This window comes from Paracoccus sp. Ld10, assembly GCF_045064235.1.
Lineage (GTDB): Bacteria > Pseudomonadota > Alphaproteobacteria > Rhodobacterales > Rhodobacteraceae > Paracoccus.
In genome coordinates this window covers 391,213-418,192 of the sequence record NZ_JBISHD010000032.1, presented here as the reverse complement: position 1 = coordinate 418,192, position 26,980 = coordinate 391,213, and the positions used below count along the sequence as shown (strand labels likewise).

General features: G+C 67.0%; 29 protein-coding genes, 1 tRNA gene and 1 riboswitch. Of the genes, 11 read left to right on the top strand and 19 right to left on the bottom strand.

The window, feature by feature from the left end; translation table 11 throughout:
* Positions 1 to 3: 3 nt before the first annotated feature.
* The 8 genes from ACJJVR_RS15870 to thiD are packed head-to-tail and all read right to left on the bottom strand — an operon-like array spanning position 4 to position 5,875.
* On the bottom strand, positions 4 to 681 hold the full coding sequence (locus ACJJVR_RS15870) for a TenA family protein (protein WP_405406006.1): 678 nt from the start codon (positions 679 to 681) through the stop codon (positions 4 to 6).
* Positions 678 to 1,610 (bottom strand): ABC transporter substrate-binding protein, encoded by a 933-nt coding sequence (locus ACJJVR_RS15865; RefSeq protein ID WP_405406004.1) that lies wholly within the window; start codon positions 1,608 to 1,610, stop codon positions 678 to 680. The genes ACJJVR_RS15870 and ACJJVR_RS15865 overlap by 4 nt, the downstream gene beginning before the upstream one ends.
* On the bottom strand, positions 1,607 to 2,578 hold the full coding sequence (locus ACJJVR_RS15860) for a ThiF family adenylyltransferase (RefSeq protein WP_405406002.1): 972 nt from the start codon (positions 2,576 to 2,578) through the stop codon (positions 1,607 to 1,609). Before ACJJVR_RS15860 ends, ACJJVR_RS15865 begins: the two co-directional genes overlap by 4 nt.
* On the bottom strand, positions 2,575 to 3,171 hold the full coding sequence (locus ACJJVR_RS15855) for a thiamine phosphate synthase (RefSeq protein ID WP_405406000.1): 597 nt from the start codon (positions 3,169 to 3,171) through the stop codon (positions 2,575 to 2,577). The genes ACJJVR_RS15860 and ACJJVR_RS15855 overlap by 4 nt, the downstream gene beginning before the upstream one ends.
* On the bottom strand, positions 3,168 to 3,929 hold the full coding sequence (locus tag ACJJVR_RS15850; RefSeq protein WP_405405998.1) for a thiazole synthase: 762 nt from the start codon (positions 3,927 to 3,929) through the stop codon (positions 3,168 to 3,170). The genes ACJJVR_RS15855 and ACJJVR_RS15850 overlap by 4 nt, the downstream gene beginning before the upstream one ends.
* Positions 3,930 to 3,932: 3 nt before the next feature.
* Positions 3,933 to 4,130: a sulfur carrier protein ThiS gene (gene thiS, locus ACJJVR_RS15845; RefSeq protein WP_405405997.1), complete on the bottom strand. Its 198-nt coding sequence runs from the start codon at positions 4,128 to 4,130 to the stop codon at positions 3,933 to 3,935.
* Positions 4,120 to 5,079 (bottom strand): FAD-dependent oxidoreductase, encoded by a 960-nt coding sequence (locus ACJJVR_RS15840; RefSeq protein WP_405405995.1) that lies wholly within the window; start codon positions 5,077 to 5,079, stop codon positions 4,120 to 4,122. Before ACJJVR_RS15840 ends, thiS begins: the two co-directional genes overlap by 11 nt.
* The gene (gene thiD, locus ACJJVR_RS15835; protein WP_405405994.1) at positions 5,072 to 5,875 is read right to left on the bottom strand and encodes a bifunctional hydroxymethylpyrimidine kinase/phosphomethylpyrimidine kinase; all 804 of its coding nucleotides are present in this window, start codon (positions 5,873 to 5,875) and stop codon (positions 5,072 to 5,074) included. The genes ACJJVR_RS15840 and thiD overlap by 8 nt, the downstream gene beginning before the upstream one ends.
* Positions 5,876 to 5,946: 71 nt before the next feature.
* A riboswitch (TPP riboswitch) is annotated at positions 5,947 to 6,047 on the bottom strand.
* Between the two features lie 94 nt (positions 6,048 to 6,141).
* On the opposite strand from thiD, the gene ACJJVR_RS15830 reads away from it, so the two are divergent.
* The 7 genes from ACJJVR_RS15830 to ACJJVR_RS15800 all read left to right on the top strand — a co-directional run bounded on the left by ACJJVR_RS15830 (position 6,142) and on the right by ACJJVR_RS15800 (position 14,586).
* Positions 6,142 to 6,618 carry an acyl-CoA thioesterase gene (locus ACJJVR_RS15830; RefSeq protein WP_405405992.1) on the top strand — a complete coding sequence of 159 codons (477 nt, stop codon included), beginning with the start codon at positions 6,142 to 6,144 and terminating at the stop codon, positions 6,616 to 6,618.
* Positions 6,619 to 6,765: 147 nt separating this feature from the next.
* Positions 6,766 to 8,673: a DEAD/DEAH box helicase gene (locus tag ACJJVR_RS15825; RefSeq protein WP_405405990.1), complete on the top strand. Its 1,908-nt coding sequence runs from the start codon at positions 6,766 to 6,768 to the stop codon at positions 8,671 to 8,673.
* Positions 8,674 to 8,894: 221 nt separating this feature from the next.
* Positions 8,895 to 9,998 carry an ABC transporter ATP-binding protein gene (locus ACJJVR_RS15820; protein ID WP_405405988.1) on the top strand — a complete coding sequence of 368 codons (1,104 nt, stop codon included), beginning with the start codon at positions 8,895 to 8,897 and terminating at the stop codon, positions 9,996 to 9,998.
* Positions 9,999 to 10,023: 25 nt separating this feature from the next.
* Positions 10,024 to 11,094, top strand: a complete 1,071-nt coding sequence (locus tag ACJJVR_RS15815) for an ABC transporter substrate-binding protein (protein WP_405405986.1) — start codon at positions 10,024 to 10,026, stop codon at positions 11,092 to 11,094.
* Between the two features lie 101 nt (positions 11,095 to 11,195).
* Positions 11,196 to 12,272, top strand: coding sequence for an ABC transporter substrate-binding protein (locus ACJJVR_RS15810; protein ID WP_405405984.1), 1,077 nt, complete (start codon positions 11,196 to 11,198; stop codon positions 12,270 to 12,272).
* 57 nt (positions 12,273 to 12,329) lie between these two features.
* A complete protein-coding gene (locus ACJJVR_RS15805; RefSeq protein ID WP_405405983.1) occupies positions 12,330 to 13,631 on the top strand; it encodes an ABC transporter permease in 1,302 nt (433 codons plus the stop codon).
* 4 nt (positions 13,632 to 13,635) lie between these two features.
* On the top strand, positions 13,636 to 14,586 hold the full coding sequence (locus ACJJVR_RS15800) for an ABC transporter permease (RefSeq protein WP_405405981.1): 951 nt from the start codon (positions 13,636 to 13,638) through the stop codon (positions 14,584 to 14,586).
* 274 nt (positions 14,587 to 14,860) lie between these two features.
* On the opposite strand, the gene ACJJVR_RS15795 is transcribed toward ACJJVR_RS15800, so the two are convergent.
* From ACJJVR_RS15795 to ACJJVR_RS15750, 10 genes are all read right to left on the bottom strand, one after another.
* The gene (locus ACJJVR_RS15795; protein WP_405405979.1) at positions 14,861 to 15,805 is read right to left on the bottom strand and encodes an AEC family transporter; all 945 of its coding nucleotides are present in this window, start codon (positions 15,803 to 15,805) and stop codon (positions 14,861 to 14,863) included.
* Positions 15,802 to 16,608 (bottom strand): MBL fold metallo-hydrolase, encoded by an 807-nt coding sequence (locus tag ACJJVR_RS15790; RefSeq protein ID WP_405405978.1) that lies wholly within the window; start codon positions 16,606 to 16,608, stop codon positions 15,802 to 15,804. The genes ACJJVR_RS15795 and ACJJVR_RS15790 overlap by 4 nt, the downstream gene beginning before the upstream one ends.
* Entirely contained in the window at positions 16,605 to 17,399 is a 795-nt protein-coding gene (locus tag ACJJVR_RS15785; protein WP_405405977.1) for a TatD family hydrolase, read from the bottom strand. Before ACJJVR_RS15785 ends, ACJJVR_RS15790 begins: the two co-directional genes overlap by 4 nt.
* 3 nt (positions 17,400 to 17,402) lie before the next feature.
* On the bottom strand, positions 17,403 to 18,512 hold the full coding sequence (locus ACJJVR_RS15780) for a DNA polymerase III subunit delta' (protein WP_405405976.1): 1,110 nt from the start codon (positions 18,510 to 18,512) through the stop codon (positions 17,403 to 17,405).
* Entirely contained in the window at positions 18,509 to 19,105 is a 597-nt protein-coding gene (tmk, locus tag ACJJVR_RS15775) for a dTMP kinase (RefSeq protein WP_405405975.1), read from the bottom strand. The genes ACJJVR_RS15780 and tmk overlap by 4 nt, the downstream gene beginning before the upstream one ends.
* Positions 19,105 to 20,259: a D-alanyl-D-alanine carboxypeptidase family protein gene (locus tag ACJJVR_RS15770; protein ID WP_405405974.1), complete on the bottom strand. Its 1,155-nt coding sequence runs from the start codon at positions 20,257 to 20,259 to the stop codon at positions 19,105 to 19,107. The genes tmk and ACJJVR_RS15770 overlap by 1 nt, the downstream gene beginning before the upstream one ends.
* An 88-nt stretch (positions 20,260 to 20,347) precedes the next feature.
* Positions 20,348 to 20,920: a thymidine kinase gene (locus ACJJVR_RS15765; protein WP_405405973.1), complete on the bottom strand. Its 573-nt coding sequence runs from the start codon at positions 20,918 to 20,920 to the stop codon at positions 20,348 to 20,350.
* Between the two features lie 112 nt (positions 20,921 to 21,032).
* Positions 21,033 to 22,412, bottom strand: coding sequence for a DEAD/DEAH box helicase (locus tag ACJJVR_RS15760; RefSeq protein ID WP_405405971.1), 1,380 nt, complete (start codon positions 22,410 to 22,412; stop codon positions 21,033 to 21,035).
* 223 nt (positions 22,413 to 22,635) lie between these two features.
* Positions 22,636 to 23,085 (bottom strand): D-aminoacyl-tRNA deacylase, encoded by a 450-nt coding sequence (dtd, locus tag ACJJVR_RS15755; RefSeq protein WP_405405970.1) that lies wholly within the window; start codon positions 23,083 to 23,085, stop codon positions 22,636 to 22,638.
* A gap of 7 nt (positions 23,086 to 23,092) precedes the next feature.
* Positions 23,093 to 23,320 (bottom strand): hypothetical protein, encoded by a 228-nt coding sequence (locus ACJJVR_RS15750; protein ID WP_405405968.1) that lies wholly within the window; start codon positions 23,318 to 23,320, stop codon positions 23,093 to 23,095.
* A gap of 111 nt (positions 23,321 to 23,431) precedes the next feature.
* On the opposite strand from ACJJVR_RS15750, the gene ACJJVR_RS15745 reads away from it, so the two are divergent.
* Complete coding sequence (locus ACJJVR_RS15745; protein WP_042248738.1) at positions 23,432 to 23,683, top strand: DUF2312 domain-containing protein; 252 nt, start codon at positions 23,432 to 23,434, stop codon at positions 23,681 to 23,683.
* Between the two features lie 31 nt (positions 23,684 to 23,714).
* Here the strand turns inward: ACJJVR_RS15745 and ACJJVR_RS15740 are convergent, their stop codons facing one another.
* A complete protein-coding gene (locus tag ACJJVR_RS15740; RefSeq protein ID WP_405405966.1) occupies positions 23,715 to 24,590 on the bottom strand; it encodes a hypothetical protein in 876 nt (291 codons plus the stop codon).
* 119 nt (positions 24,591 to 24,709) lie between these two features.
* Here ACJJVR_RS15740 and ACJJVR_RS15735 point away from each other — a divergent pair, with 119 nt between their 5' ends.
* From ACJJVR_RS15735 to ACJJVR_RS15725, 3 genes are all read left to right on the top strand, one after another.
* Positions 24,710 to 26,416: an ABC transporter permease gene (locus ACJJVR_RS15735; protein WP_405405964.1), complete on the top strand. Its 1,707-nt coding sequence runs from the start codon at positions 24,710 to 24,712 to the stop codon at positions 26,414 to 26,416.
* 30 nt (positions 26,417 to 26,446) lie between these two features.
* Positions 26,447 to 26,521 (top strand) — tRNA-Thr (locus tag ACJJVR_RS15730).
* A 155-nt stretch (positions 26,522 to 26,676) separates the two neighbouring features.
* The gene (locus ACJJVR_RS15725; RefSeq protein WP_042248736.1) at positions 26,677 to 26,883 is read left to right on the top strand and encodes a cold-shock protein; all 207 of its coding nucleotides are present in this window, start codon (positions 26,677 to 26,679) and stop codon (positions 26,881 to 26,883) included.
* Positions 26,884 to 26,980: the final 97 nt, after the last annotated feature.

Below are 26,980 nucleotides of genomic sequence, written 5' to 3'. Positions count from 1 at the left end.
GGATCATGTCTGGCCCAGTCCCATCTGCCAGAACCCGACCTCTAGTTGGGTGGCTTGGGTGAAATGGCGCGCCAGCGTCTGCGCGCGGGGCAGGGACGGCCAGTCGGGGCCCAACCGCGCCTCCAGCGCCGCGTCGATCAGCGCGCCTACATCATGGCAGACGCGCTGATAATCGGCGCCGCCATAGGTCGCGGTCCATTCGCTATAGGGACCGCCGCTGTCGGCATGGATCAGCCCGATCTGGCCATATCCGAACACACACGGCGCCAGCGCCGCCAGCAGGTCCAGCATGTCGCCCGCATAGCCGGTCGCCTGGACATAGCGCGTATAGGCCATGTTCGCGGGCGATTCCGGGGTCTGCTGCAGCATGGTTTCCGTGATGCCCTCGCGGCCGCAGATGTCGACATGCAGCGGCATCTCTCCGTTCAGCAGGCCGTGGACGATGGACGATGCCAGCGCCATCTCCGACATGCGGTCAGACTTGGCAAAGACCAGCGCCCAGGATCGCGCAAAGTGCAGCAGGAACACGTAATCCTGGCGCAGATAGTGCAGAAAGCTGTCGCGCGGCAGGTCGCCCGCCGCCAGCTGCCGCACAAAGGCGTGGTCCACATAGGCGTCCCAGTGTTCCCCCGCCGCCTGTTGCCACAGTGCGAATGCGCGGCCGTAATCAGGGGCGCTCATGGTGCGGTCACGTCGATGGCCAGATCGGACAGGGCCTGTCCGCCGGGCGTGGCGCCGCGTTCGGCCAGAAACGCCTCGAACCGCAGATAGCGGCCCGCGTCCAGCGCCGCGGGGCGTCCGGCAAAGCGGGGCCAGGTGTCTGCCCAGGCAGCCTCGTTCAGGGGGGTCTGCAGTTCGGCTGCGGTGTCCGCGAACATCTGCCATGCCGCGTCGGGGTCGTTCTTGATAAAGGCCGTCGCGCGTTCGGTGGCGTTCAGGAAGGCCGCGATCGCGGCGCGGTCCATGCGGGCGGGATCGGCCAGATAGATCAGTTCGTCATAGGCGGGGATGCCGTGATCCTCGGGGTTCAGGCAGCGTCCGTCGAACCCCTCCAGCCGCAGCTGGTTCAGCTCGAAATTGCGGAACGCGCCAATGACGCCATCGACCTGTCCCGACATCAGCGCGGGCGCGATCGACCAGCCGATGTTGATCTGTTCCACATCCGTGGGGACCAGACCGCCATCGGCCAGCATGGCGTCCAGCATCACCTGTTGGACGCCGGCAACGGCAAAGCCGACCTTGCGGCCTGCCAGGTCGGCGGGTGTTTCGATGCCGCTGTCGGCCAGCACGACCAGACAGGTCAGCGGGGTTTCCACCAACGTCCCGACGCGGGTCACCGGCAGGTCCTGATGGCGCGACAGGTGCAGCTGCGGCTGATAGCTGACGGCCAGATCGACACGCCCCGCCGCGACCATGCGCGGCGGATCGTTGGGGTCGGACGGCGCAACGGTTTCGACCGACAGCCCGGCATCGGCGTAATAGCCCAGCTCCTGCGCCAGCACGATGGGCGCATGGTCGGGGTTCACGAACCAGTCCAGCATCACGGTCAGTTTCGTTTCGGCATGGGCGGGCAGGGCCAGCACGGCCAGCGTCAGGGTCAGCGTCTTCATGGGCATCCTTTCAGGTCGTCGTCGGTCAGGGCCAGCAGAGCAATGCGCCCCGGCCAGCGGGATTGCAGGATCTGTCCGGCATTGTGCGCACGCAGGCCGGTCCGGCACGCCAGCACCACCCGCGGGGCGGGGCCGGGGTCCAGATGCGCGATGCGGTCGGGGGGCAGGTGGCGCGCGCCGGCAAAGGGCGCGGCCTCGACCCGCAGGTCGATCAGCAGGTCGCCGGGGGCGATCTGGTCATGCGCGATGAAGGGCAGGGGGTCGGCGGGTTCGGGCGCCGCGTCGAACCGGAACCCGCCCATGCGCCAGCCGCCCGCATCCCAGCTGAACAGCCGCCCCAGTGGCTGCGGGTCCAGCCCCAGCAGCACCGCCAGTGCCATTTGCGCCTGCAGCGCGCCGATCATGCCCACCACCGGTCCCAACACGCCCGCGCTGGCACAGCTGGCGGCCTGTGCGGGCAGGTCGGGAAAGATCGCGCGCAGGCTGGGCGCGCCACCGCAGCAGCCCGCCGCATAGCCCGACAGCCCCAGTGCCGACCCCGTGACCATCGGCCTGCCCGCGGCCATGCAGGCATCTGACAGGGTCAGGCTGACCGCAAAGCTGTCGGCGCAATCCAGCGTCACATCGGCCGCGCCCACCAGATCGCCGGCATTGGCGGGAGTCAGCCATTCGATGCGGGGTATGACCTGGCAATCGGGGTTCAGCACCGCCAGCGCCGCCGCGGCGGCCTGTGCCTTGGGGCGGCCGACCTGGTCCATGCGGTACAGCGGCTGGCGGTGCAGGTTCGTCTCGTCCACGCGGTCGGGGTCGATCAGCGTGATGCGGCCCACCCCGGCGGCGGCCAGGTATTGCAGCGCGGGACAGCCGAGGCCCCCCGCGCCAACGACCAGCACATGGGACTGCGCCAGCCGGTCCTGACCCATGGCGCCGATGCCGGGCAGCACCATCTGGCGGGCATACCGGTTCATGCCGTCACCGCCAACCAGTCGACCATCCGACCCTCGGGGTCGGGGTTCAGCGTGATGTCGGTCACCGCCGACACCACATCCGCCCCCGCCGCCAGCGCCTGTGCACCGCGATCGGGGTTCAGCCCGCCGATGGCGACCAACGGGACGTCACCCACCAGCGCCTTCCATTCGGTGACTCGGTCCAGCCCCTGTTCATGCCAGCGCATCTTTTTCAGGATTGTGGGCCAGACCGGCCCAAGGGCCACGTAATCGGGTGCCAGCGCCAGCGCGCGGTCCAGTTCGGCCCGGTCATGGGTCGACACCCCAAGCCGCAGCCCGGCGCGGCGGATGGCGGGCAGGTCGGCATCGTCCAGGTCCTCCTGCCCCAGATGCAGCCAGTCGGCGCCCAGATCGATCGCCGCCTGCCAGTGGTCGTTGACGACCAGTGTCGCGCCATGATCCCGCGTCAGTCGCAGCCCGCGCGCGATCTGGTCGCGCAGGTCGTCGGGGCCGCGGTCCTTTAGCCGCAGTTGGACCAGCCGTACCCCAAGGGGCAGGGCGCGTTCCAGCCAGGTCACGTCGTCGAAGATCGGATAGAAACGTGGAAGTTTCACAGCCAGGCCCTCCCGATGAGGGGGGTCGATGGCGCGCCCATGTCGCGCACCCCCATCGGGTCGGCGTCGCGCGCCAACGCCCCCGCCTGCACGGCCAGCGCGAATGCGCGTGCCATCGCGACGGGGTCGCCCGCCTGCGCCACGGCACTGTTCAGCAGGACCGCGTCGAACCCCATCTCCATAGCCTCCGCCGCGTGGCTGGGCAGGCCAAGGCCTGCGTCGATCACCATCGGCACGTCCGGGAACGCCGCGCGCAGCATGCGCAACCCGTGGCGGTTGTTCAGGCCCAACCCCGACCCGATCGGCGCACCCCATGGCATCAGCACCCGGCATCCGGCGTCCAGCAGACGGGCGGCCAGAACCTGATCCTCGGTGGTATAGGGAAAGACGTGGAACCCCTCGGCGCAGAGCGTCGTCGCGGCCTCCAGCAGGCCAAAGGGGTCGGGCTGCAACGTGTCGGCATGGCCGATCACCTCCAGCTTGATCCAGTCGGTCTGGAACAGTTCGCGCGCCATGCGGGCGGTGGTCACCGCCTCTCGCGCGCTGTGACAGCCGGCGGTATTGGGCAGGACGCGCACGCCCAGATCGTGGATCAGCGACCAGAACGCCTGCCCCTGACCGGCCTCGCGGCGCAGCGACACGGTGGCCACGCCTGCGCCGCTGGCCCGGAATGCCTCTTGCAGCACCGACGGCGCGGGGTATTGCGCGGTGCCCAGCATCAGCGCGTTGGGCAGGGTAACGCCATAGAAATCGCGCATCGCTCAGCCCCCCTGCATCGGGGCCAGAACCTCCAGCCGGTCGCCGTCGCGCAAGGGCTGGGTCGTGCGGGACGCGGCGGGCAGGAAATCACCGTTCAGCGCCGTGGCCACGCGGGCATCAGCCCAGCCCAGTTCGGACAGCGCGTCTGCCACGGTGGCGGCGGCGATGTCGCGGGGGGTTCCGTTGACCTCAATCCTCATGGATCAGTTCTCCCTTGGTTCCGGTGATCAGGTAGTCGGCCGCCTGCCGCGCCAGCGCGGGGGCCATCAGGTATCCGTGGCGAAACAGCCCGTTCAGGTGCAGCACCCGCCCCCGAACCGTCACGCGCGGGATGTTGTCGGGGAATGCCGGGCGCAGGTCGGCGCCCAGCTCGACGATGGCGCTTTCGGCAAAGCGGGGGTCCAGCGCATAGGCCGCCGACAACAGTTCCAGCACCGACCGGGCAGTGGCAGGGGCGCGGGACGCGCTTTCGATCTGGGTCGCGCCCAGCATGAACAGCCCGCCCGCGCGCGGTACGATGTACAGCGGATGGCGCGGATGCAGCAGGCGGACGGGCCGCGTCAGCGTGATGTCGGGCGCGTGCAGCACGACCGTTTCCCCGCGCACGCCGCGCAGGCCGGGCAGGGCGGCGGACAGCCCGCGCGCGTCGATCACCGGACCCGCGATATCGCCCGGATCGGCGGTCGCGCGGTCGATGCCGATGCCGCGCGCGGCCAACCATGCAGTCAGGTCAGTCAGCGCGCGGCGGGGGTCCAGATGCGCCTCGGTCGGAAAGATCAGACCGGGGCGGGGCGGCAGGTCGGGTTCGTGATGGGCACTGTCGCAGGGTTCATGCGCGGTGGCGCGGCGGCCAAAGCGGGCCAGTTCGGCCCGGTCGCGGTCCAGCGCCACGACCAGCGTGCCGTGCCGCGCGACGGGCGTGACGGCGGACCACGCATCGGCGGCCTCCGCCCCAAGGCGGGTGATGATCGGATCGGCGGTCACGCCCTCGCAATGCGGGGCCAGCATGCCGCCCGCCCACCATGAACAGCCATGCGTGCCGGGCGGCCCGTTACGGTCCAGGATGCGCGGGGTCAACCCGCGCAACGCCAGCACATGGGCCGCAAACAGGCCGGCCACGCCCGCGCCGATGATGGTGACGTCAGTCATGCGCCCAGACCGCGTGGAAATGATGCACCGGCCCGTGTCCCGAACCCACGCACAGGTCATCCGCCGCCGCGATCGCCCCCTGCAGATAGCGGTGCGCGGCGCCCACCGCCTGTGCCAGCGGTTGGCCATGGGCCAGCCCCGCCGCGATCGCCGCCGACAGGGTGCAGCCGGTCCCATGCGTGTTGCGCGTGGACAGGCGTGGCGCGCTGAAGGGGGTCGCCCCCTGCGCAGTTACCAACAGATCGGTACAGATCGCTCCGTCGCCGTGGCCGCCCTTCATCAGCACCGCGCCCGCACCCATCGCACACAGCGCGGCACCCTGCTCGGCCATCTGCGCCGGGGTCGTGGCCGCGGCGCAATCCAGCAGGCAGGCGGCCTCGGGCAGGTTCGGAGTCAGCAGGGTCGCGACAGGCAGCAGGGCGCGCAGTGCCTCGATGGCGTCGGGGGGCAACAGCCGGTCGCCCGATTTCGCGATCATCACCGGGTCCAGCACGACCGGCAGGCCGCAACCTGCAATCCCGCGCGCCACGGTGGCGATGGCATCGGCCCCTCCCAACATGCCCAGCTTGATCGCGCGGACATCCAGATCGTCCAGCACGGCCCGCATCTGGGCCGCGATCATCGCGGGGCTGGCGGGTTCGACCATGGCCACCGTCCGGGTGTTCTGCGCGGTCAGCGCGGTCACCACGCTGGCACCATAGCAGCCAAGTGCCGAGAACGTCTTGAGGTCCGCCTGAATACCGGCGCCGCCGCCCGAATCGGACCCGGCGATGGTCAGGGCAATGGGTGCTGTCACGTCGTCCCCCGTTTTGGTGGCGGGTCGTGACCGGGCAAAGGGGTGGGGAGACAGGGCGGGCCAAGGGCCACGCGAATATCTGCACCGTTCCCTCCGCCGGTATGACCCGGATCAGGTTCGATGGGTTGGCTGACGCCTCTCAGCCCCTGACGGGACACCCCAACGGTTTGCACCCCAAGGCTAGGCGCGGCGTGGGCGGTGTGCAAGGGGGGCTTTTCGCGCCCGCGCGATTGGCGCAGGATGGCGTGGCGGCAGACGGGGGACCGATGGACAAGCGCGGACTGGAAATGACGGTTCTGATGTCGCCGGACATGGCGAATTTCAGCGGCAAGGTGCATGGCGGTGCGCTGTTGGCCTGCCTGGACCGGGTTGCCTATGCCTGCGCGTCGCGCTGGTCGGGGGAATATGCGGTGACGCTGTCGGTGGACCAGGTGACCTTCAAGGAGGCCATTCACGTGGGCGAACTGGTCACCTTTCGCGCCCGGGTGAACCACACGGGCCGCACCTCGATGGAGATCGGCATCCGGGTCGAGGCCGAAAACATCCGCCGCGGCACGCGCAGGCATACCAATTCGTGCTATTTCACCATGGTTGCGGTCGATGAACGCGGCCATCCCGTTCCCGTCCCCAAACCCGAACTGGAGGACGATATCGACCGCCAGCGCTGGCGTTCCGCCGAGGTGCGGCGGACCATGCGCCGAGAGATCGCGGCCCGCCAGGAGGCCGCATCAAGCGCCCCGTGATTGGGCGTGGACTTTGCGATCCAAACCGCGTAGGGAACCGCCTTTGGCCCTGCTAGTCCGGGGCGGCGGGTGCAGGGTGGGCCGGTCGCAGCGACGATAGGTGCCGCTCATCGGGTCGCTCAAGACCCCCGCATTTTGGCGAATCACATGACTGAACTGAATTTCCCCGCGCCGCTTCAGGCGGCGTTGGCCGACAAGGGCTATGAGACCCTGACATCCGTGCAGAACGCTGTGCTGGCACCCGAGGCACAGGGCCGCGACGTGCTGGTCTCGGCGCAGACCGGATCGGGCAAGACCGTGGCATTCGGCCTGGCGATGGGCGAGAACCTGCTGGACGGCGACCGCATGATCGCGGGCGATCTGCCGCTTGCGTTGGCCATCGCACCGACGCGCGAACTGGCGCTGCAGGTCGCGCGCGAACTGGAGTGGCTGTATGCGGGCACGGGCGCACAGATCGCCACCTGTGTCGGCGGCATGGATTATCGCAACGAAAAGCGTGCATTGCAGCGCGGCGCACAGATCGTTGTCGGCACGCCGGGCCGTCTGCGCGACCATATCGACCGGGGCAGCCTGGATCTGTCCGACCTGCGCGCCGCCGTGCTGGACGAGGCCGACGAGATGCTGGACCTGGGCTTTCGCGAGGATCTGGAGTTCATTCTGGGCGCAGCGCCGGTCGAACGCCGCACGCTGATGTTCTCGGCCACGGTGCCATCCGCGATCGAAAAGCTGGCCCGCGATTTCCAGCGTGACGCCCTGCGCATCGCCGCGATGGGCGAGGCGCGTCAGCACGGCGACATCGCCTATCGTGCCTATACCGTCACCGCCCGCGACCGTGAGCCCGCGATCTTCAACCTGCTGCGCATCCACGAGGCGCAGACCGCCATCGTCTTCTGTAAGACGCGGGCCAATGTGAACCACCTGCTGGCGCGCATGTCGAACCGCGGCTTCAAATGCGTCGCCCTGTCGGGAGAGCTGTCCCAGCAGGAACGTACCCACGCCCTGCAGGCGCTGCGTGACGGTCGTGCCCGTGTGTGTATCGCGACCGACGTCGCGGCCCGCGGTATCGACCTGCCGGGTCTGGAACTGGTGATCCACGCCGATCTGCCGACCAACCCTGACACCATGCTGCACCGGTCGGGCCGCACCGGGCGCGCCGGGTCCAAGGGCGTGTCCGCGCTGATCGTGCCGTCCGCCGATTATCGCCGCGCACAGCGCCTGTTGCAGAACGCCAAGGTGTCTGCCGAATGGCTGGACGCGCCGACCGCCGACGAGGTTCGCGCCCGCGACGATCAGCGCATGCTTGACCATCCCGGCCTGCACGAACCTGCGGGCGATGATGCCGCGCTGGCAGCCCAGCTGTTGGAGCAATTCAGCGCCGAACAGGTTGCCGCCGCCTTCCTTCGCATGTGGCGCGAAGGCCGCCCCGCCGCCGAAGAGCTGGCCGAGGCGCATGCGCCCCCCGCGCCGATGGCACCGCGCGTCCAGCGCGAATTCGGACCGTCTGTCTGGTTCACGCTGTCGGTCGGCCATTCAGGTCGTGCCGAAGCGCGCTGGCTGCTGCCCAAGGTTTGCGATGCCGGCGGGATCACCCGCGACAGCATCGGTGCGATCCGCGTCAAGCAGGACCTGTCCTATATCCAGATTGCGTCCGAAGTGGCCGCAAAGTTCGGCGATTTCATCGAGATCACACCCGAGGTCACCATGCGCCGCATGGACGGTGCCCCCGACCTGGACGCGCCGATCGAACGCGCGCCCCGCGCGCCGCGCACCGACAACCGCTCGGAAGGGCGCAAGCCCGCGCCGCGCGCAAAACCTGCCGCATCGGACGAAGGGCATCAGGCCCGCGTCAAATCGGCCCGTGGTGGTTGGATGCCTGATGACGCACCGGCCGAGCCGCGCGAAACGGGGCCCCATGCGGCCGTGAAATCGTGGAAGAAGAAGTCCTCGGCAGATGCCGGCAAGGGTCCCAAGCCTGCTTGGGCCAAATCCAAGCCCGCCGGTGACAAGGCCGGCGCGCCCAAGGCGCATCGCAAGGGCCCTAAGCGCCCCGCCTGACCGGCGACTGCCTGCGGGGCCGACCTGCTGCCTGTCAAACAGGCAACAGGCCCTGCATGCTCTGCAATCGACACGGCCCTCGCGCCCGAAGCTCCCTTGCGGGGTTTCGGGCGCGATACGTTGGGGCATGGAATATCGCAATAGATGTTGCCAGCCGGGCAGGCCGACGCTTAACGTGATCCTTGCGCTGAACAACCAATGACAAAACAGGGAGAGCGCTTTTGCTGGACGACCGCCACGACGATGCTTTCGTCGCCTTTGATCATGTGCAGAAAAGCTATGACGGACAGACGCTTGTCGTCAAAGATTTGAATTTGTCGATCGGCAAGGGGGAATTTCTGACCATGTTGGGGCCGTCCGGTTCCGGCAAGACGACCTGCCTGATGATGTTGGCCGGGTTCGAAACGGCGACGAACGGAGAGATCCGGCTTGACGGACGTCCGATCAATCAAGTCCCGCCTCACAAGCGCGGTATCGGCATGGTGTTCCAGAATTATGCCCTGTTCCCGCACATGACCGTCGGAGAGAACCTGTCCTTTCCGCTGGAGGTTCGCGGCATGGGGCGCGACGAACGCCAGACCCGCATCGCCCGCGCGCTGGACATGGTCCAGATGGGCACGTTCGCGAACCGGAGCCCGGCGCAGCTGTCCGGCGGTCAGCAGCAGCGGATCGCGCTGGCCCGCGCATTGGTCTTTGACCCCGAACTGGTGCTGATGGACGAACCGCTGGGCGCGCTGGACAAGCAGTTGCGCGAACACATGCAGTTCGAGATCAAGCACTTGCACGAAAGACTTGGAATTACCGTCGTCTATGTCACCCATGATCAGGGCGAGGCGCTGACCATGTCCGACCGGATCGCGGTATTTAACGACGGACGCATCCAGCAGTTGGCCCCGCCGGCGGACCTGTACGAGCGCCCCGAGAACATCTTTGTGGCCAGCTTCATCGGAGAGAACAACGCCCTGCCGGGTACGATCGAGCAGCTGGAGGGCGACAAGGCGCTGGTGCGGCTGGACGGGGGCGGCGTGATCGACGCGACCGCCGTCAATATCCGTGAAAAGGGTCAGCGCACGACCGTGTCGATCCGCCCCGAACGGGTCGAGTTCAAACCCGAGATGATGTCCCAGGGTGCCCACACGATCGAGGCGCAGGTGATGGACGTCATCTATATGGGCGATATCCTGCGCGCCCGCCTGAAGGTCGCGGGCAGCGACAATTTCGTCATGAAGATGCGAAATACGATCGGCCAGACCCGTCTGGACCCCGGCCAGGTCATCCGCATCGGCTGGCATCCCCAGGATGCCCGCGCGCTTGACCCCACCTGAATCCCATTCCCAACCGGAGACTTCGATGAAGCGTTTTCTTGCACTCAGCACCGCAATGGGCCTGGTCGCCGGACCGGCCCTGGCCGATGTAAACCTGCTGTCCTGGGGCGGCGCCTATGGCAACAGCCATCTGGAGGCCTATGCCAAGCCGTTCACGGCCGAGACGGGCACCAATGTCATCATGTCGGACGCCGACAATCCGGCGACCCCGATCAAGGCCCAGGTCGAGGCGGGCAATGTCAGCGTCGATGTCGCCTCGGTCGAATATGCCGATGCGGTGCGCCTGTGCGACGAGGGCGCGCTGGAGATGATCGACCCCGCCATCCTGATGCCGGCCGAGGACGGCACGGCGGCGATGGACGATTTCATCGACGGTGCGGTGACGGAATGTTTCGTCGCGACCGACGTCTATTCGATGGTTCTGGCCTTTAACGACACCGCGTTCCCCGACGCAAAGCCCGCGACGCCCGCGGATTTCTTTGACACCGAGGCGTTTCCGGGCAAGCGGACCATGCGCAAAGGGGCCAAGTTCAACCTGGAACTGGCGCTGATGGCGGACGGCGTGCCCGCCGCCGAGGTCTATGAGGTTCTGGACACCCCCGAGGGGGTCGATCGTGCATTCGCGAAACTGGACAGCATCAAGTCGGACGTCATCTGGTGGGAGGCGGGCGCACAGCCCCCGCAGCTGCTGGCCGATGGCGAGGTCAGCATGGCCTATGCGTTCAACGGGCGGATCTTCAACGCAGCGCAGTCCGATGGCCAGCCGTTCGAGATCATCTGGGACGCCCAGATCTATGAGATGGAAGGCTGGGTCGTGCCGAAGGGCGCCCCGAACCTTGAGCAGGCGATGGAATTCGTGGCCTGGACCACCGCAACCGCGCCGCAGGCCCGCGCCGCCGAGTTCATCAGCTATGGCCCGCCCCGCCGGTCGGCCGCCGCGATGGTCGGCAACATCGAGGGCACCGAGGAGCCGATGGGCCCGAATCTGCCCACGTTTGACGCCAACATGGCGGGCGCGCTGGCATCCGATCTGGATTTCTGGGTCGACCGCGACGCCGAGCTGATCGAACGCTTCAATAGCTGGCTGGCCAGCTGATCCATCCGGACCGGGCGGGTTCGTCCTGCCCGGTCCGCGCCCAAAGTGGGCCAATGACAACGGGCAAAAATGCCCGAGACCAACCAACCGGGAGAACCAACGTGAAAACCACCGTGATCCTTTCGACCGCCCTGTGCGGCGTTGCCTTTGGCGCCATCGCGCAGGAGATCAACGTCGTATCCTGGGGCGGGGCCTATGAGGTCAGCCAGGTCGAGGCCTATAACAAGCCTTTCACCGCCGACACCGGCATCGCCGTCAAGATGATCGCCGCCGACAACCCCGCCACGCCCCTGCGCGCCCAGGTCGAGGCGGGCAACGTCACCGGCGACATCTTTGATGTAGAGGTCAGCGACGCGATCCGCCTGTGCGACGAGGGCGCGCTGGTCGAGATCGACCCTGCCGATCTGCCCGCAGCCCCCGACGGTACCGCCGCCGTGGACGATTTCGTGGCCGGCGCCCTGCAGGATTGCGCGGTCGCCAACATCGTCTGGGGCACGGTCATTTCCTTCAACACCACCAAGTTCGAAGGCGAGGCCCCCAGCACCGCCGCCGATTTCTTTGACACCGAGACGTTCCCCGGCAAGCGCGGCCTGCCCAAGAACCCGAAACGCACGCTGTATCTGGCGCTGATCGCCGACGGCGTGCCCGCGGCCGAGGTCTATGACGTCCTGTCCACCCCCGAAGGCGTGGACCGCGCCTTCGCCAAGCTGGACACCATCAAGGGAGAGACCGTCTGGTGGGAGGCCGGCGCCCAGCCCGTCCAGCTGCTGGCCGACGGAGAGGTCAGCATGACCACCGTCTACAACGGTCGCGCCTTTGACGCGATGGTGGCCGAACAGCAGCCCTTCGAGATCATCTGGGACGGCCAGTACCTGGACATGGACATGTTCGTGATCCCGGTCGCTGCGCCCAACCCCGAGGCGGCGATGGAATACCTGAAATTCGCCACCGACACGCAGCGGCTGGCCGATCAGGCGAAATACATCGCCTATGGCCCGGCGCGGCAATCCTCGACTTCGCTGGTCGGGCTGTATCAGGACGGCGTGACGGAAATGGCACCCCACATGCCGACCAGCCCCGAGGCGCTGGCCAACGCGGTGACGGACGACCCGGAGTTCTGGGCGGACCATTCCGCGGAACTGACCGAACGCTTCAACAGCTGGCTGGCCGCATCCTGAACTGACACCCTGCCGCCCCCGCATCGGGGGTGGCGGACCTGACTGCCGGGGAATGACATGGCCGACGCCGCACTTGATCCACATGCCGCCATCGCCACCACCGCATCCGGGGTGGGGGCGGGCACGCTGACCACCGCCGAGGGGATGCCGCTGGCGCGCGCGCTGGCCCACAGCCAACGCCGCGCGCGACGCCGGGCCTTTCTGCTGGTGCTGCCGCTACTGGCCTTCATCCTGATCACCTTTGTGGTGCCGATTGGCCAGATGCTGGCGCGGTCGTTCCACAATGACGGCTTTTCGGCGAACATGCCGCAGGTGTCGGCATGGTTCGCGTCCACGGAACGCGGCACCGCGCCGGACGAAGCCGCATGGACCGCGCTGGCCCAGGATCTGGTTGCCAGCGCCGAGGTGCGCAGCATCGGGGTGGTCGGCACGCGAATCAACTATGACATGCCGGGGACGCGGTCGCTGTTCACCTCGACCGGGCGTCAGGTGCGTCGCGGGCTGGAGCCGCCCTACCAAGCGGCACTGCTGGAGATCGACGAAGAATGGGGCGATCCGCGCCTGTGGTCCGTCATGCGGTCGGCATCGACCCCGGTCACCGCGAATTTCTATCTGGCGGCCGTGGACCGCACCCGCGACGACGCCGGCAACATCCAGCAGGTAGAGGAACGCCAGCGCATCTATCTGACGCTGTTCTGGCGCACCTTTTGGTTGTCGGCGGTGATTACGGGGCTGACATTCGTCCTGGGCTTTCCGATCGCGCATCTGCTGGCGACGCTGCCGATGCGCAAATCCAACCTGCTGATGATCCTGGTGCTGCTGCCGTTCTGGACATCACTGCTGGTGCGCACGACCAGCTGGATGGTGCTGCTGCAGCAGCAGGGGGTGATCAACGACATTCTGGTCTGGATGGGTGTGATCGGCGGCGATGCGCGGTTGCAGATGATCTATAACCGCACCGGCACGATCATCGCGATGACGCATATCCTGCTGCCGTTCATGATCCTGCCGCTGTATTCGGTGATGCGGACGATCAACCCCGCCTATGTCCGCGCCGCGCGCAGCCTGGGCGCGACCAGCTGGACCGCGTTCCGCCGGGTCTATTTCCCGCAGACCCTGCCGGGGTTGGGGGCGGGGGCGATGTTGGTCTTCATCCTGGCGGTGGGGTATTACATCACGCCCGCGCTGGTCGGTGGATCGTCGGGACAGCTGATTTCCAACATGATCGCACAGCACATGACCGGGACGCTGAACTGGTCGATGGCGGCGGCGCTGGCGGCCCTGCTGCTGGGGTCGGTGCTGATCCTGTACTGGATCTATGACCGCCTTGTCGGCGTCGACAATCTGAAACTGGGATAAGCGAATGGCAATTCCAACCTATGCAAGCCCGCTGGAACGTGTCTGGCATTACACCTATTTGACGGTGTGCACGCTGATCTTTGTGTTCCTGATCGCGCCGATCATCGTGATCATCCCGCTGTCGTTCAACGCCGAGCCTTATTTTACATTCACGGACAAGATGCTGAGTTTTGATCCGGAAGGTTACAGCACGCGCTGGTATTCCAGCCTGCTGACCTTTGGCATGCAGGACCCGGACACGACGGGCTGGGCCTTTTGGTCGGACGCCTGGGCGAACGCGAAATGGGTGCGGGCGGCCAAGAACTCGATCATCATCGGGGTGTGTTCGACCATCGTGGCGACGGTGCTGGGGACGCTGGCAGCGTTGGGCCTGTCGCGCCCCGAGATGCCGTTCCGCCGCGCAATCATGGCGGTCCTGATCTCTCCGATGATCGTGCCGCTGATCATCACGGCGACGGGGATGTTCTTTTTCTATTCGAACCCTTGCGAATTGCTCGTGCTGATCGGGTTCGACCCGCAATGTGGCCGGCTGGCCGGGACCTATCTGGGTGTGGTGCTGGCGCATGCGACCCTGGGTATTCCATTTGTGATCATTACGGTGACCGCGACCTTGGTCGGGTTCGATCAGTCCCTGAACCGGGCGGCGGCCAGCCTTGGGGCCAATCCGCGCACGACGTTTTTCAAGGTGACAATGCCGTTGATCCTGCCGGGCGTGGTGTCGGGGGCGCTGTTTGCGTTCGTGACCTCGTTCGACGAGGTCGTGGCGGTGCTGTTCATCGCGGGTCCCGATCAGCAGACCATCCCACGGCAGATGTGGAACGGTATCCGCGAACAGATCAGCCCTGCCATTCTGGCGGTGGCTACGCTGTTGGTGATCTTTTCGATCGCACTGCTGACCACGGTGGAGTTGTTGCGCCGGCGGTCAGAGCGGATCCGGGGCGTCACGCCGCGGTGACATTTAACGGGTGGCCGCGGTCTTTCCGCGGGCGCCATGTGGATCAGGGGGGCACCGGGCTGGAGCGCGGCATAAGGCCGGGTGATCCGGCGACAGTTCGGAGTGTAAGGCGCGTCGTGGGAATGCGCTTCGTCTGTGGGATTGCGTCCCGCGACGGCGGGGGGCCAGCCCCCCGCACCCCCCGCCGGGAAGCCTGCGGCCCCCCGGACGCGGGGGGCCAGCCCCCCGCACCCCCCGCCGGGAAGCCTGCGGCCCCCCGGACCCCCGCCATGCGTCAGGGCAGCAGAGCCAGCCACATCCAGATCGTCAGCGTCGACAGTGCCGTGGCGATCAGCACGCTGGATGCCGCCACCCGCTTGGCCACCCCATAGACGTTTGCGAACAGGTAAGCGTTCACCCCCGGTGCCATCGATGCCGTCATCACGGCGGAGCGCATCCCGTCACGGTCCAGATCCAGCACCCATCCCGTGCCGAAGGCGATGGCCGGATGCACGATCAGCGATGCCGCGCAGCACAGCGCGATGGTCGCCATGTCGCCTTCGGGCCGATACCGATACAGAACGCCGCCCAAGCCGAACAGGGCGGCGGGCAGGGCGGCCCGTGCGATCATGTCGGCGGCATCCCAGAACCCTGACGGCAGGACCAGGCCAGCCTGCGCCAGCAGGTTCACGGAAAGACCTGCAATGATGCCGATCACCATTGGCGTGCGCAAAACGCCCGTCAATGCGCGCAGGGCCACACGGCCGACCGACATTCCGGTGCCGCGGGCGCGTGTGAACTCCATCACCGTGATCCCGAAGGTATAGAGCAGCGGTGAATGGATCGCGATGATCGCCCAGTTTCCGGCCAGCGCATCCGGCCCATAGGCACGTTCGGTGATCGGCACCCCCAGCAGCAGCGTGTTCGAGAAAAAGCACACGAACCCGATCGCCACGCAGTCGGCGAGCGGCCTGCGGAACAGGAACCGCGCACCGGCCCAACCCGCCGCGAAGGCCGCAAAGGCGCCGGTATAGAACGGGATCAGCAACTGGGCGCGGATTTCCGTTCCAAGATCCAGCCGTGCCATTGACACGAACAGCAGGGTCGGCACGGCAAAGTTCTGCGCGAAATTCATCAGCCCGTCGATGCCGCTGGCCGAGAACCAACCCCGCCACGCGACAAGATAGCCGAAACCCACGATCAAAAAGACCGGCATGATGATTGTGAAAAGGGCGGTCATGTCGCGGCGGGCACGGTGATCTGCATGCCGTCGAAGGCGGGCTGCACATGGGAGGGGGTCTGGGCGTCGACGCTGACATAGTCCATGTCGATATGCATGTTTGTCAGCACGGCACGTGGGCTGCGGGCGCGGGCGATCCAGTCCAGCGACAGGGCTAGATGGGCGTGGCTGGGATGCGGCTCGTGGCGCAGGGCATCGATAATGAAAACCGGCGCATCCTCTATCAGGGGCCAGGCGTCATCTGGGATGTCAGAGACGTCGGGCAGATAGACCAGGCCGCCGATGCGAAAGCCAAGGGCGGTGATCTCTCCGTGCTGGACGCGGAAGGGGATCAGGGTCACCGAGCCACCGGGACCGTCGATGGTGATCGGACCGTCGATCGCCCGCAGCGCGCAGATCGGGGGATAGAGGCTGCCCTTGGGCGTCTCGAACACATAGCCGAAGCGGGTGGTCAGCGCATGGGCTGTGGGTTCGTCTGCCCAGAGCGGCAGGATACGGCGGGCGTTGAAGACCAGTTGACGCAGGTCGTCGATGCCATGGACGTGGTCGGCATGGGCATGCGTATAGACCACCGCGTCCAACGTCGCCACGCCTGCGTCCAGCATCTGCGGGACCAGATCGGGCCCGGTGTCGATCAGCACCTGCGTGGTCCCGTCCGGGCCGTCGCGTTCGACCAGCAGGGAACAGCGGCGGCGGCGGTTTCGCGGGTTCGCGGGGTCGCACGCACCCCAACGGTCGCCAAGCCGGGGAACCCCCCCGGACGATCCGCAGCCCAGGATCGTGGCGCGGATCGTGTCGGTCATCGGGCGGCCTTCCAGAACAGGCGTTCGAAATTTGCCTCGGTCCGGGCGGCGAAGTCGGGCAGGGACAGGCCGAACAGGTCGGCGCCCACGGCGGCGGTGTGGGCGACATAGGCGGGTTCGTTCCGGCGCCCGCGATGCGGCGGAGGCGCCAGATAGGGGCTGTCGGTCTCTACCAGGATGCGATCCAGCGGCGCGGCCTTGAAGATGTCGCGCAGGTCGGACGAGCGCGGAAAGGCCGCAATGCCCGACATCGACAGATAGAAACCCAGATCCAGCGCCGCCTGTGCCAGCGCCGGGGTCGAGCTGAAACAGTGCATCACGCAGCTGTATGCGCCGTTGCGGTGTTCGTCCGTCAGGATGCGCGCCATGTCGTCATCGGCATCGCGGGCGTGGATGATCAGGGGCAGGCGGGTCAGGCGCGCGGCCTGGATATGGATGCGCAGGCTGTCCTGCTGCGCCTGCGCGCTGTCGGCGGTATAATGATAGTCCAGCCCGGTTTCGCCGATTGCCACGAATTTCGGATGGTCGGCCAAGGCGACCAGCTGATCGACGGTGGCCATCGGCTCGTCCGCGACGCTCATCGGGTGGGTGCCCGCGGCGTAAAAGACGCCGTCATGCGCCTCGGCCAGCGCGCGGACGGCGGGTTCCTGACGCAGGCGGGTGCAGATGGTGACCATGCGACCGACCCCCGCCGCACGGGCGCGGTCGATCAGCGCATCGTGTTCGCCGTTGAAATCGGGGAAATCCAGGTGGCAATGGCTATCGGTCAGCCGGAGGGCCGCATCGGTCATCGGTCAGGCCTTCGTCAGGGACGCTTGTGCAGGCGGCAGCTGCGCCAGTTCCAGCACCATATCCATGACCAGCGCGGCAGGGTCAAGGTTGACCGCCCGGCCCGCGCGGGCGCGCGCCGACAGACGGGCCTGCGCCTCGGCCCAGATGCGGGCGGCGTGGTCGTCGGGCGACAGACGCGCCATCAGCGCGCCTTCGCCGCGCGCGGCCTGGGGCAGGGGCGCACCCATCAGCCCCGCCCGCGCCAGCCGCGTCACGAACCGGTCCAGCACGGTGATCGTCAGATCGAACGGATCGCCATCCGCCCCGGCACGTCCCGCCGCCCCGTCCGCGAATTTCGACGCGGCCAGCCGGTCCATCCGGGGCAGGGTGGCGAACAGGTCGACCAGATCCTGATAGCGGTCCAGCCCCCCCTGACCGGCCAGCCGCAACGCTTCTCCAACGGACCCGTCGGACAGGGCCGACAGCGCCTCGGCGTCGTCGTTCAGGCCCATGTCCGACAGAATCGCCGACATCTGGCGCGGGGGCAGCGGCGACAGGCGCAGCGTGCGACAGCGTGACCGGATCGTGGGCAGCAGGCGGGCGGGCTGATGCGCGATCAGCAGGATCAGCGCGTCCGACGGCGGCTCTTCCAGCACCTTCAGCAGGGCGTTGGCGGCGGCGGTGTTCATCTCATCGGCGGCGTCGATGATGGCGACGCGACGCCCCCCTTCGGCGGCCGACAGATGGAAAAAGGACAGCAGCTTGCGGATCTCGTCCACGGTGATCTCGGCGCGCAGGCGGCTGGTCTTGTCGTCCCATGGGCGGCGGATCAGGGCCAGGCGCGGCTCTGACAGGGCGGCGATGCGACGGGCCTCGGGGGTGTCGGGGTCGACCGACAGATCGGCCCGCCCGGTATCGGCCAAAAGCCAGCGCGCGATGGCCCATGCCAGCGTCGCCTTGCCCACGCCACGCGGCCCGGTCAACAGCCACGCGTGGTGCAAACGGTCGCCCTGCGCGGCCTGCAGGAAGGCCGACGCCGCGGCATCCTGGCCGATCACGCGCGGGGCGTGGCGGGGGTGGGGTGCACCGGGAACCCGGTCGGGTTCGGGAATGTCGGCGACGTCGGTTTTCACAACGCTGCCATGATCCGGGCGGACACGTCCGCGGCGCTGCCGCTGCCATCGATCAGGCGCACGCGGTCGGGATACTCAGCGGCCAGTGCGCGGAACCCGGTTGCCAGACGCTGCTGGAATGCCAGGCCCAGACTTTCGAACCGATCTTCGGTCCCGCCGCGCGCATTGCCCCGCGCCAGCCCCGTCGCGGGGTCGATGTCGATGACAAAGGTCCGGTCCGGTTCGACACCGATCATCAGCGCGTGCAACCGGTCGACCATGTCCCGCAGATCACCCCGCGCCGCACCCTGATAAACGCGGGTGCTGTCGGCAAAGCGGTCGGTTACGACCATGCGCCCGGCCTGCAGCGCCGGGCGGATAGTGCGTTCCAGATGGTCGCGCCGGGCGGCGGTGAACAACAGGCATTCGGTCTCGGGCGACCAGCGTTCGCCGGCTCCCTCGACCAGCAGGCGGCGGATCTCTTCGGCCCCTGGGCTGCCGCCGGGTTCGCGGGTCAGCACGACATCGCGCCCCTGCGCCCGCAGCGCGTCGGCCAGCAGGCGGGCCTGCGTGGACTTGCCGCAGCCATCAATGCCTTCAAGGCTGATCAGCATCAGCCCGTGACGGCGGTGATGGCGCGTTGGCCAAGCTGCATCACGGCCCCCTTCATGCGGCCCATCAGGCCGGCCTCGGGGACGTCCTGCGTGGCAATCAGCGGGGTGATCGTGTCGCGCGTTCCGGGGATGGTCACAACCAACTGGCCAAGGCGATCGCCGCGCGCGATGGGGGCGGGCAGGGGGGAATCATAGACGACCTCGACCGTGACCTGATCCTGGACTCCGGCGGGAACCAGCACGTTGACGCCGTTCTGCGTTGTCAGGCCGACACGCGACGCGGTGCCCAGCCAGACGGGGGCCTGGGCCACGTCCTCTCCGGCAGGGACCAGGGTCCGCATGCTGAATTCGCGGAACGCCCAGTTGACCAGACGTTCGGATTCCTCGGCACGCGCCCGGTCGGTGTCCAGACCGGTGATGACGAAAATGATGCGACGCCCGTCCTGGATCGCCGATCCGACCAGGCCGTATCCGGCCTCCTGGGTGTGGCCGGTCTTCAACCCGTCGGCCGTCCATTCGCCGGTGCCGATCGACAGCAGCGGGTTGCGATTGCCCGCGTTCGAAGGCACCCGGCCCTTATAGGTGAATTCCGTCATCGCGAATTTTGGGTACAGATCGGGAAATTCGTTGACGATATAGGCCGCCAGCACGCCCAGATCCTCCATCGACATGCGATGACCCGGCGCCGGCCAGCCCGACGAATTCGTCAGCGTCGTGTGGGTCAGGCCCAACTCTGCCGCGCGTTCGTTCATCTGACGGGCAAAGGCGTCTTCGGTCCCGGCCAGACCTTCGGCCACCACGACGCAGGCATCGTTGCCCGAGTTGATGATGATCCCGTGGATCAGATCTTCGACCGAGGGGCGGTCTGCGGGTTCCACGAACATCTTGGACCCACCCATGCGCCACGCTTTTTCCGACACAGGAAAGGTCGTGTCCATGCTGACCCGCCCGTCGCGCAGGGCCTCGAACAGCATGGTCAGGGTCATCAGCTTGGACATGGACGCCGGGGGCAGGGGCGTTTCCGCGTTCTTTTCCATCAGCACGGTGCCGGTCTGAACGTCATACACCCATGCGGCCGATGCGGTGGTGTCAAAGGCCCGCGCAGGGGCCGTCATGGCAAGCACCGCCGCCATGCAGATCAGGAATCCGCGCATGATAAGTCCCCCTAGGTTGTTTTCCGCGATCGTTACATCAACCCAATCCCCCCTGCAACGCGGCGCAGCAGGGGCGGGCCAAACGTGATCAGTTTCCCGTGGCCTCGCGCCAGTGCCTGCGGCAGAGCGAAACATAGGTCTCGTTCCCGCCGACCTGCACCTGTGCGCCTTCGGTGATGGCCTGCCCTGCATCGTTGCGGCGGATGACCATCGTGGCCTTTTTGCCGCAATGGCAGATGGTGCGGACCTCGCGCAGGTCGTCGGCCAGCGCCAGCAGGGCGGCCGATCCGGGAAACAGCGCGCCCCGGAAATCGACCCGCAACCCATAGCACATCACCGGGATGCCCAGATCGTCGGCAACGCGGGCCAACTGCCAGACCTGATCGGCGGTCAGAAACTGCGCCTCGTCGACGAACACGCAGGCGGGGCGGGGTGTGGTCGCCGCCACCAGCGCCAACAGGTCGGATGCACTGTCAAACGACAGTGCCTCGTCGGCGATGCCGATGCGGCTGGCAATGCGGCCCTTGCCCGCGCGGTCGTCCAGCGCCGCGGTCAGCAACAGCGTCTCCATCCCGCTTTCGCGATAGTTGTAGGACGCCTGAAGCAGCAGCGTGCTTTTGCCCGCGTTCATCGTTGAATAATGGAAATACAGCTTTGCCATGGTGCCCGGCCCATACCCGCGACCACGCCGCGCGACAAGCAAAAGCCGCCGGAGATCGCTCCCCGGCGGCTTTCACCTTGTTCCGATACCCAATCCGACTTTACGGCAGGAATCAGGCCGTGCGGCTTTTGGGTGCGCGCGACGGACGACGTGCCGGGCGCTTGTTCGCACCCGCATCCATGGGCTTGCCGCGTCCGCGTTGAACGCCGCCCGCAGGCCCAGCCGCCGCAGCAGCTGCCGCCGACGGCACGTCGCCGCCGATCACCGGAATGCTGTTTTTCATCGCCTTTTCAATGGCGCGCAGCTCTCCCAACTCGGCGGGGGAACAGAACGCCACGGCGCGACCGTCACGACCCGCGCGCGCCGTCCGGCCGATGCGGTGGACATAGTTTTCGGGGACGTTCGGCAGATCGTAGTTATAGATATGCGCCACGTCCGGGATATCCAGACCGCGTGCGGCCACGTCGGTGGCGACCAGAACCTTGGTCTCTCCCTTGCGGAACGCCTCAAGGGCGCGCTCGCGCTGGCCCTGGCTCTTGTTGCCGTGGATCGCGGCGACGGCAAAGCCCCACTTCTCCAGCAGCTTGGCCAGCTTGTCGCAACCATGCTTGGTGCGGCCAAAGACCATCGCCATCTCGGTCGTGTGCTTGGACATGTATTCGGCCAGCAGCGTGGCCTTGTCGCCCTGGCTGACGAAATGCACGCCCTGATCGATCTTTTTGGCGGCCTGACCCGGGGGGTTCACGGCAACCTTGAGCGGGTTGGTCAGATAGGTGTCCGACAGCTCTGACATCAGCTTCGGCATGGTGGCCGAGAACATCAGCGTCTGGCGTTCCTTGGGCAGCATCCGCGCGATTTTGCGCAATGTGTGGATGAAGCCGATGTCCAGCATCTGGTCGGCCTCGTCCAACACCAGATAGGTGGTAGCCTCGAGGCTGATCGCGCGACGCTCGATCAGGTCCATCAGGCGGCCCGGAGTCGCGATCAGCACATCGACGCCGCGCGACAGACGCTCGGTCTGGGTGTTGATCGAGGCGCCGCCCACGACGCGGAACGACCGGATCGGCGTGCCTTCGGCATAGGCGTCGATATTCGTCGCGATCTGGGTGGCCAGTTCGCGGGTCGGCGCCAGGATCAGCGCACGGCAGGTCTTGGGGTCGGGCTTCTTGCCATAGTTGATCAGGCGGGTCAGCATCGGCAGGCCGAAGGCCGCCGTCTTGCCGGTGCCGGTCTGGGCAAGGCCCAGCACGTCGCGGCCTTCCACGATGGCGGGAATGCCCTGTTCCTGGATCGGGGTGGGCGTGGTCAGGCCCATCGCGATGATGTTGGCGTTGATGCGGTGGTCGATCCCCATGTCCGCGAACGGACCGGTGATGACGGGTTCGCGGGCGGGGGCGCGGCGCCCCTCGTTCGACTGTGCCGAAATCGGCGCGCGGCTGGGGGTGGACTTGCCGCCACGGTTGGGGCGGCGGCGGGTGTTGTTCTGTTCCATCAGGATCTTTCGTCCCTTTCGTCCCCCGTATCGGACGCAAAGGCAGGGGCCACGCGCAGGGCGTGGCCAGTGGCAGGGGTGCAGGCGCGATACGAGGATGCCTGCTGCCTCCCCGCGTGAATGGGAAACTGAAATGGTATCGGCGTCATCGGGCATGGCCCAAGGGGCTGCTCACGCGGCAGCGGACGGCGATGGGGTCAGATGGGCCAGAATGACGCGAAAGTCAACCCCGGTCGGCGCTGTCCAGCCATATCGTGACCGGCCCGTCATTGACCAGGGCCACCTGCATGTCGGCCCCAAACCGTCCGGTTTCGGTGGCGATACCCAGATCACGCAGCGTCTGTGCAAACCGCTCGTACAGGTGCTGGCCATCGTCCGGGGCGGCTGCTGCGGAAAAACCGGGACGGTTGCCGCTGCGCGTGTCGGCGGCCAGGGTGAACTGGCTGACGACCAGCGCCGACCCGCCCGTGTCCTGCAACGACCGGTTCATGCGCCCTTGATCGTCCCGAAAAACGCGCAGCCGTGCCACGCGTGCAGCCATCTTGTCTGCGGCCGCCTGATCGTCGCCCCGCATGGCACAGACCAGGATCAGCAGGCCCGGGCCCGTCCGTCCCACGATCTGGTCGTCGACTGTGACGCTGGCCTGGGTCACGCGCTGGATCAGGACCCTCACGTCCGGATCACGGGGCCAGCACGATGCCGATCACGACCATCATCAGACCGATGACCGACGCCGCCAGCGCACCCATGTTCACGGCCAGCACGCCGCGCATCTTTTCGCGCAGCGCCGCATCGTCCAGACCCCGCGCGCGGGCGCGCGAGACGGTCCAGATGCACCAGACCAGCGCGCCGAGCCCGATCAGGGTCAGGGCCGCGCCGCTCCAGATGATCCAGTCGAACAGGGTCATGGTCGTCTCCTTGGGCAAAGCGGGGTTTCGCGACCGTCCCCTAGCGGCGATTGCACCCCGCAACAAGACCGCCTAACACCCGGTGCAAACGCGAACAAAGGGACGAATCCGATGCAGGACGATCAGGCTTACGGGGTTGCCGCAGACGAGCTGCGCCAGTTCATCGAACAGTTCGAGCAGCTTGAGGCCGAAAAGAAGGACATCGCCGAACGCCAGAAAGAGGTGATGGCCGAGGCCAAGGCCCGTGGATACGACACCAAGGTGATGAAGCAGATCATCGCCCTGCGCCGCCGCGACAAGGACGACATCGCCGAGGAAGAGGCGATTCTGGACATGTACAAGGCCGCCCTGGGGATGGTCTGACGATACCGCCCCGGGGCCGCCCCGCGCGGCCCTAGGGCAGGATGAATTCGACGCCGGGCAGGACCGCGATCTCGGCGACGTCGGCGCGATAGTTCTGGGTCACCTGATCCACCAGCTCCTGCGTCCAGCCCGGCAGGTCGATGGTCTGGTCCAGAACCTCGGGCAGGGCGTGGGCCTCAAGGACCTCGGAATAGATCTGGCGGCGCTGCGCGACGTTGGTCTGGTCGCGCCCCGCCATCGCCTCGCGCAGTTTTTCGATGCCGGGCGCGCCCAGCAGGTCGTACATGTAGGGCAGGTTGCCCGCCAGCGGTACGCCATCGGGCAATGCGCCGATCAGCCGCACCACTTCGGGCCAGATCAGGGGCACGTCCTCGTGGCACCACAGAACCAGGCGACGACCCTGGGCGGATCGTACCAGCTTCTGGATGGCCAGTCGCCAGCGCAGCTGCAGCGGATGGTTGCCCTGCATCAGGTCGTCGTATCCGCCGCCGCCGAACTGAGGCAGCACCTCGGCCAGCAGGGTGGCGGGGTTGCGCATCGCCAGAAAGAACTCTGTCCGCGCCGACGGGAACAACCGCGACAGCGCGGCGGCACGCATGCCGATCTGGGGGTACAGCCCCTCGCGCCCGACGGCCCGCCCCGGCGCACCCATGAAGGTCGATGTGGACATCACGATCCGCTTGGGGTCGTCGGTTTCCAGCATCGCGTCCAGCATGATCTGTTCCATCTCGGCCGTGGCCGTGCCGCCGTTCAGCGAGGCCAGTGCCTCATCGAACAGGCCGCGATGGCGGTTCGGGGTCACGACCTCGGTGCCGACGCCATGCAGGGCGTCACGATTGTTCAGCAACGTCTTGAGCAGGCGGTCGCGGTCGGTGCCATGCACCCCCAGGTGAAAAACCATCTGCATCTGAACTGTCCCGTCTTTTTATTGTCGTGGCGTGCCCGGATGGACCTGCCCTGCATATGCCGCGCAGATTAACCGTCCGACGTGGACAGTCAAACCGCTTTGGCATATCGCCTTTCGCCATGACCCGGACAGCACCAGACCCGACCCACAGCCGCCGTCACGACCATGCGCTGCGCCAGGGGGGCGGACGCGGGTGGTCGGTTGCAGCGGTTCTGGTCGCGGGGCTGGTGCTGATGCCGGTCCTGTCGGTGGTCTGGCTGGCATTGAACCCGACCGACAACATCTGGCCGCATCTGATGTCCAGCGTCATGCCCCGCTATTTCGGCAACACGGTCGCGCTGGCGGTGGGCACGGGCCTGCTGGCGGCGGCGATGGGGACCGGATCGGCCTGGCTGGTCAGCATGTACGAATTTCCGGGCCGCAGCGCGTTGCAATGGCTGCTGCTGCTGCCGCTGGCTGTGCCGGCCTATATCGGGGCGTATGCCCTGGCCGATTTTCTGGACTATTCCGGCCCCGTCCAGATTGCCCTGCGCGGCTGGTTCGGATGGGAGACGGCGCGCGACTATTGGTTTCCGCGCATCCGGTCGCTGGAGGCGGCGATCGTGGTGCTGGCATCGGCGCTGTATCCCTATGTCTATCTGCTGACACGCGCGGCGCTGCACGAACAGTCGGGCAGCGCGTACGAGGTCGCGCGTGCCCTGGGCACCGGGCCATGGGGGCTGTTCCGCCGCGTGGGCCTGCCGCTGGCGCGTCCGGCGATCGTCGCGGGGTCGGCCATCGCAATGATGGAGGCGGTCGCCGATTACGGTGTGGTCAGCTATTTCGGGGTCCAGACCCTGAACACCGGCATCTTCACCACGTGGCTGGAACGTCGCAACGCGGGCGGGGCGGCCCAGATCGCCTGTGCGATGCTGGCCATCATCGTGCTGTTGTCGCTGTGGGAACGGTTCGCGCGCCGCAATGCGCGCTATTACCAAAGCGCCCGGCAGCCCCGGCCGATTCAGCGCCAGCGGCTGCGCGCGCTTACCGGGGCCGCTGCAACGCTCGCCTGTGCGTTGCCATTCGCGCTGGGGTTCGTGTTGCCGGTGGGGGTGATCGCGACCTACGCGCTGGCCTATCCGCAGGGGTGGCTGTCACCGGGGCTGGTGCGGGCGGCGTGGCATACGGTGTCGCTGGGCGGGCTTGCCGCGGTGCTGACGGTGCTGATGGCGCTGATCATGGTTTATGGGACGCGCCTGTCGGGACGCGCCCTGCCGCGCCTGCTGATGCCTGTGACGACCATCGGCTATGCCGCGCCGGGGGCGGTGCTGGCGGTCGGGCTGCTGATCCCGCTGGCGGCACTGGACCACCGGGTCGCGGATGGCTGGCTGGCGGTGACGGGGACCGATCCGGGGCTGATCCTGACGGGGACGGGGACGGCCATCGTGCTGGCCTATCTGGTGCGGTTCTTTGCGATCGGACAGGGGGCCATCGACGCGGCGTTCACGCGGGTGCCACCGTCGCTGCCGATGGCGGCGCGGTCGCTGGGGCGCGACAACGCGGGCGTGTTGCGCGCGGTCTATCTGCCGATGATGCGCGGGTCGGTGGGGGCGGCGCTGCTGTTGGTGTTCGTCGATTGCGTCAAGGAACTGCCGGCGACCATGTTGCTGCGCCCGTTCAATTTCGAAACGCTGGCGACCCGAACGCATGAACGTGCCAGCCTTGAGGATCTGGGCAATGCCGCGCCAGCCGCCCTGCTGGTGATGGCTGTGGGGCTGGCGGCCGTCATCTTGTTGGCACGCACTAACCTGAGCGGCGCACGACGCGCAAAGCGGCCGCTTGCGTAATTTCGGACGGCTTGATAATCGGGCAGCATTGCCGGCTTAGCTCAGTGGTAGAGCGTCTGATTTGTAATCAGGGGGTCGGGGGTTCAAATCCCTCAGCCGGCACCAACTTACCCTTGCATCCCGCCACAGTTTGCCCTATCTAGACATGGCTACGTTAAATTCTCTGCATCCTGTCTGCTTCTGCCTTCAGTCTGCTTTGTTAATCTGACGGCCAAGCCACCGCATACTGCGGGTGGAACACTAAGACAGGAGATCTCACGATGGCCAACGGCACCGTGAAGTGGTTCAACAGCACCAAAGGCTTCGGCTTCATTCAACCGGAAGGCGGCCGCCAGGACGTTTTCCTGCACATTTCGGCTCTTGAGCGCGCGGGCCTGTCGGCTCCGGCCGATGGCCAGAAAGTGACGTTTGAGCTGGAGCGTGGCCGTGACGGTCGCGAATCGGCAACGAACGTTCAGTTCGTCTGATCCGACGCCTTTTTGGCGACGATATGAAAGGGCTGCCGCAAGGCAGCCCTTTTTGCATGTGCGCGCTTGAGGCCGCACCCATTCTGGCATAGCAGAC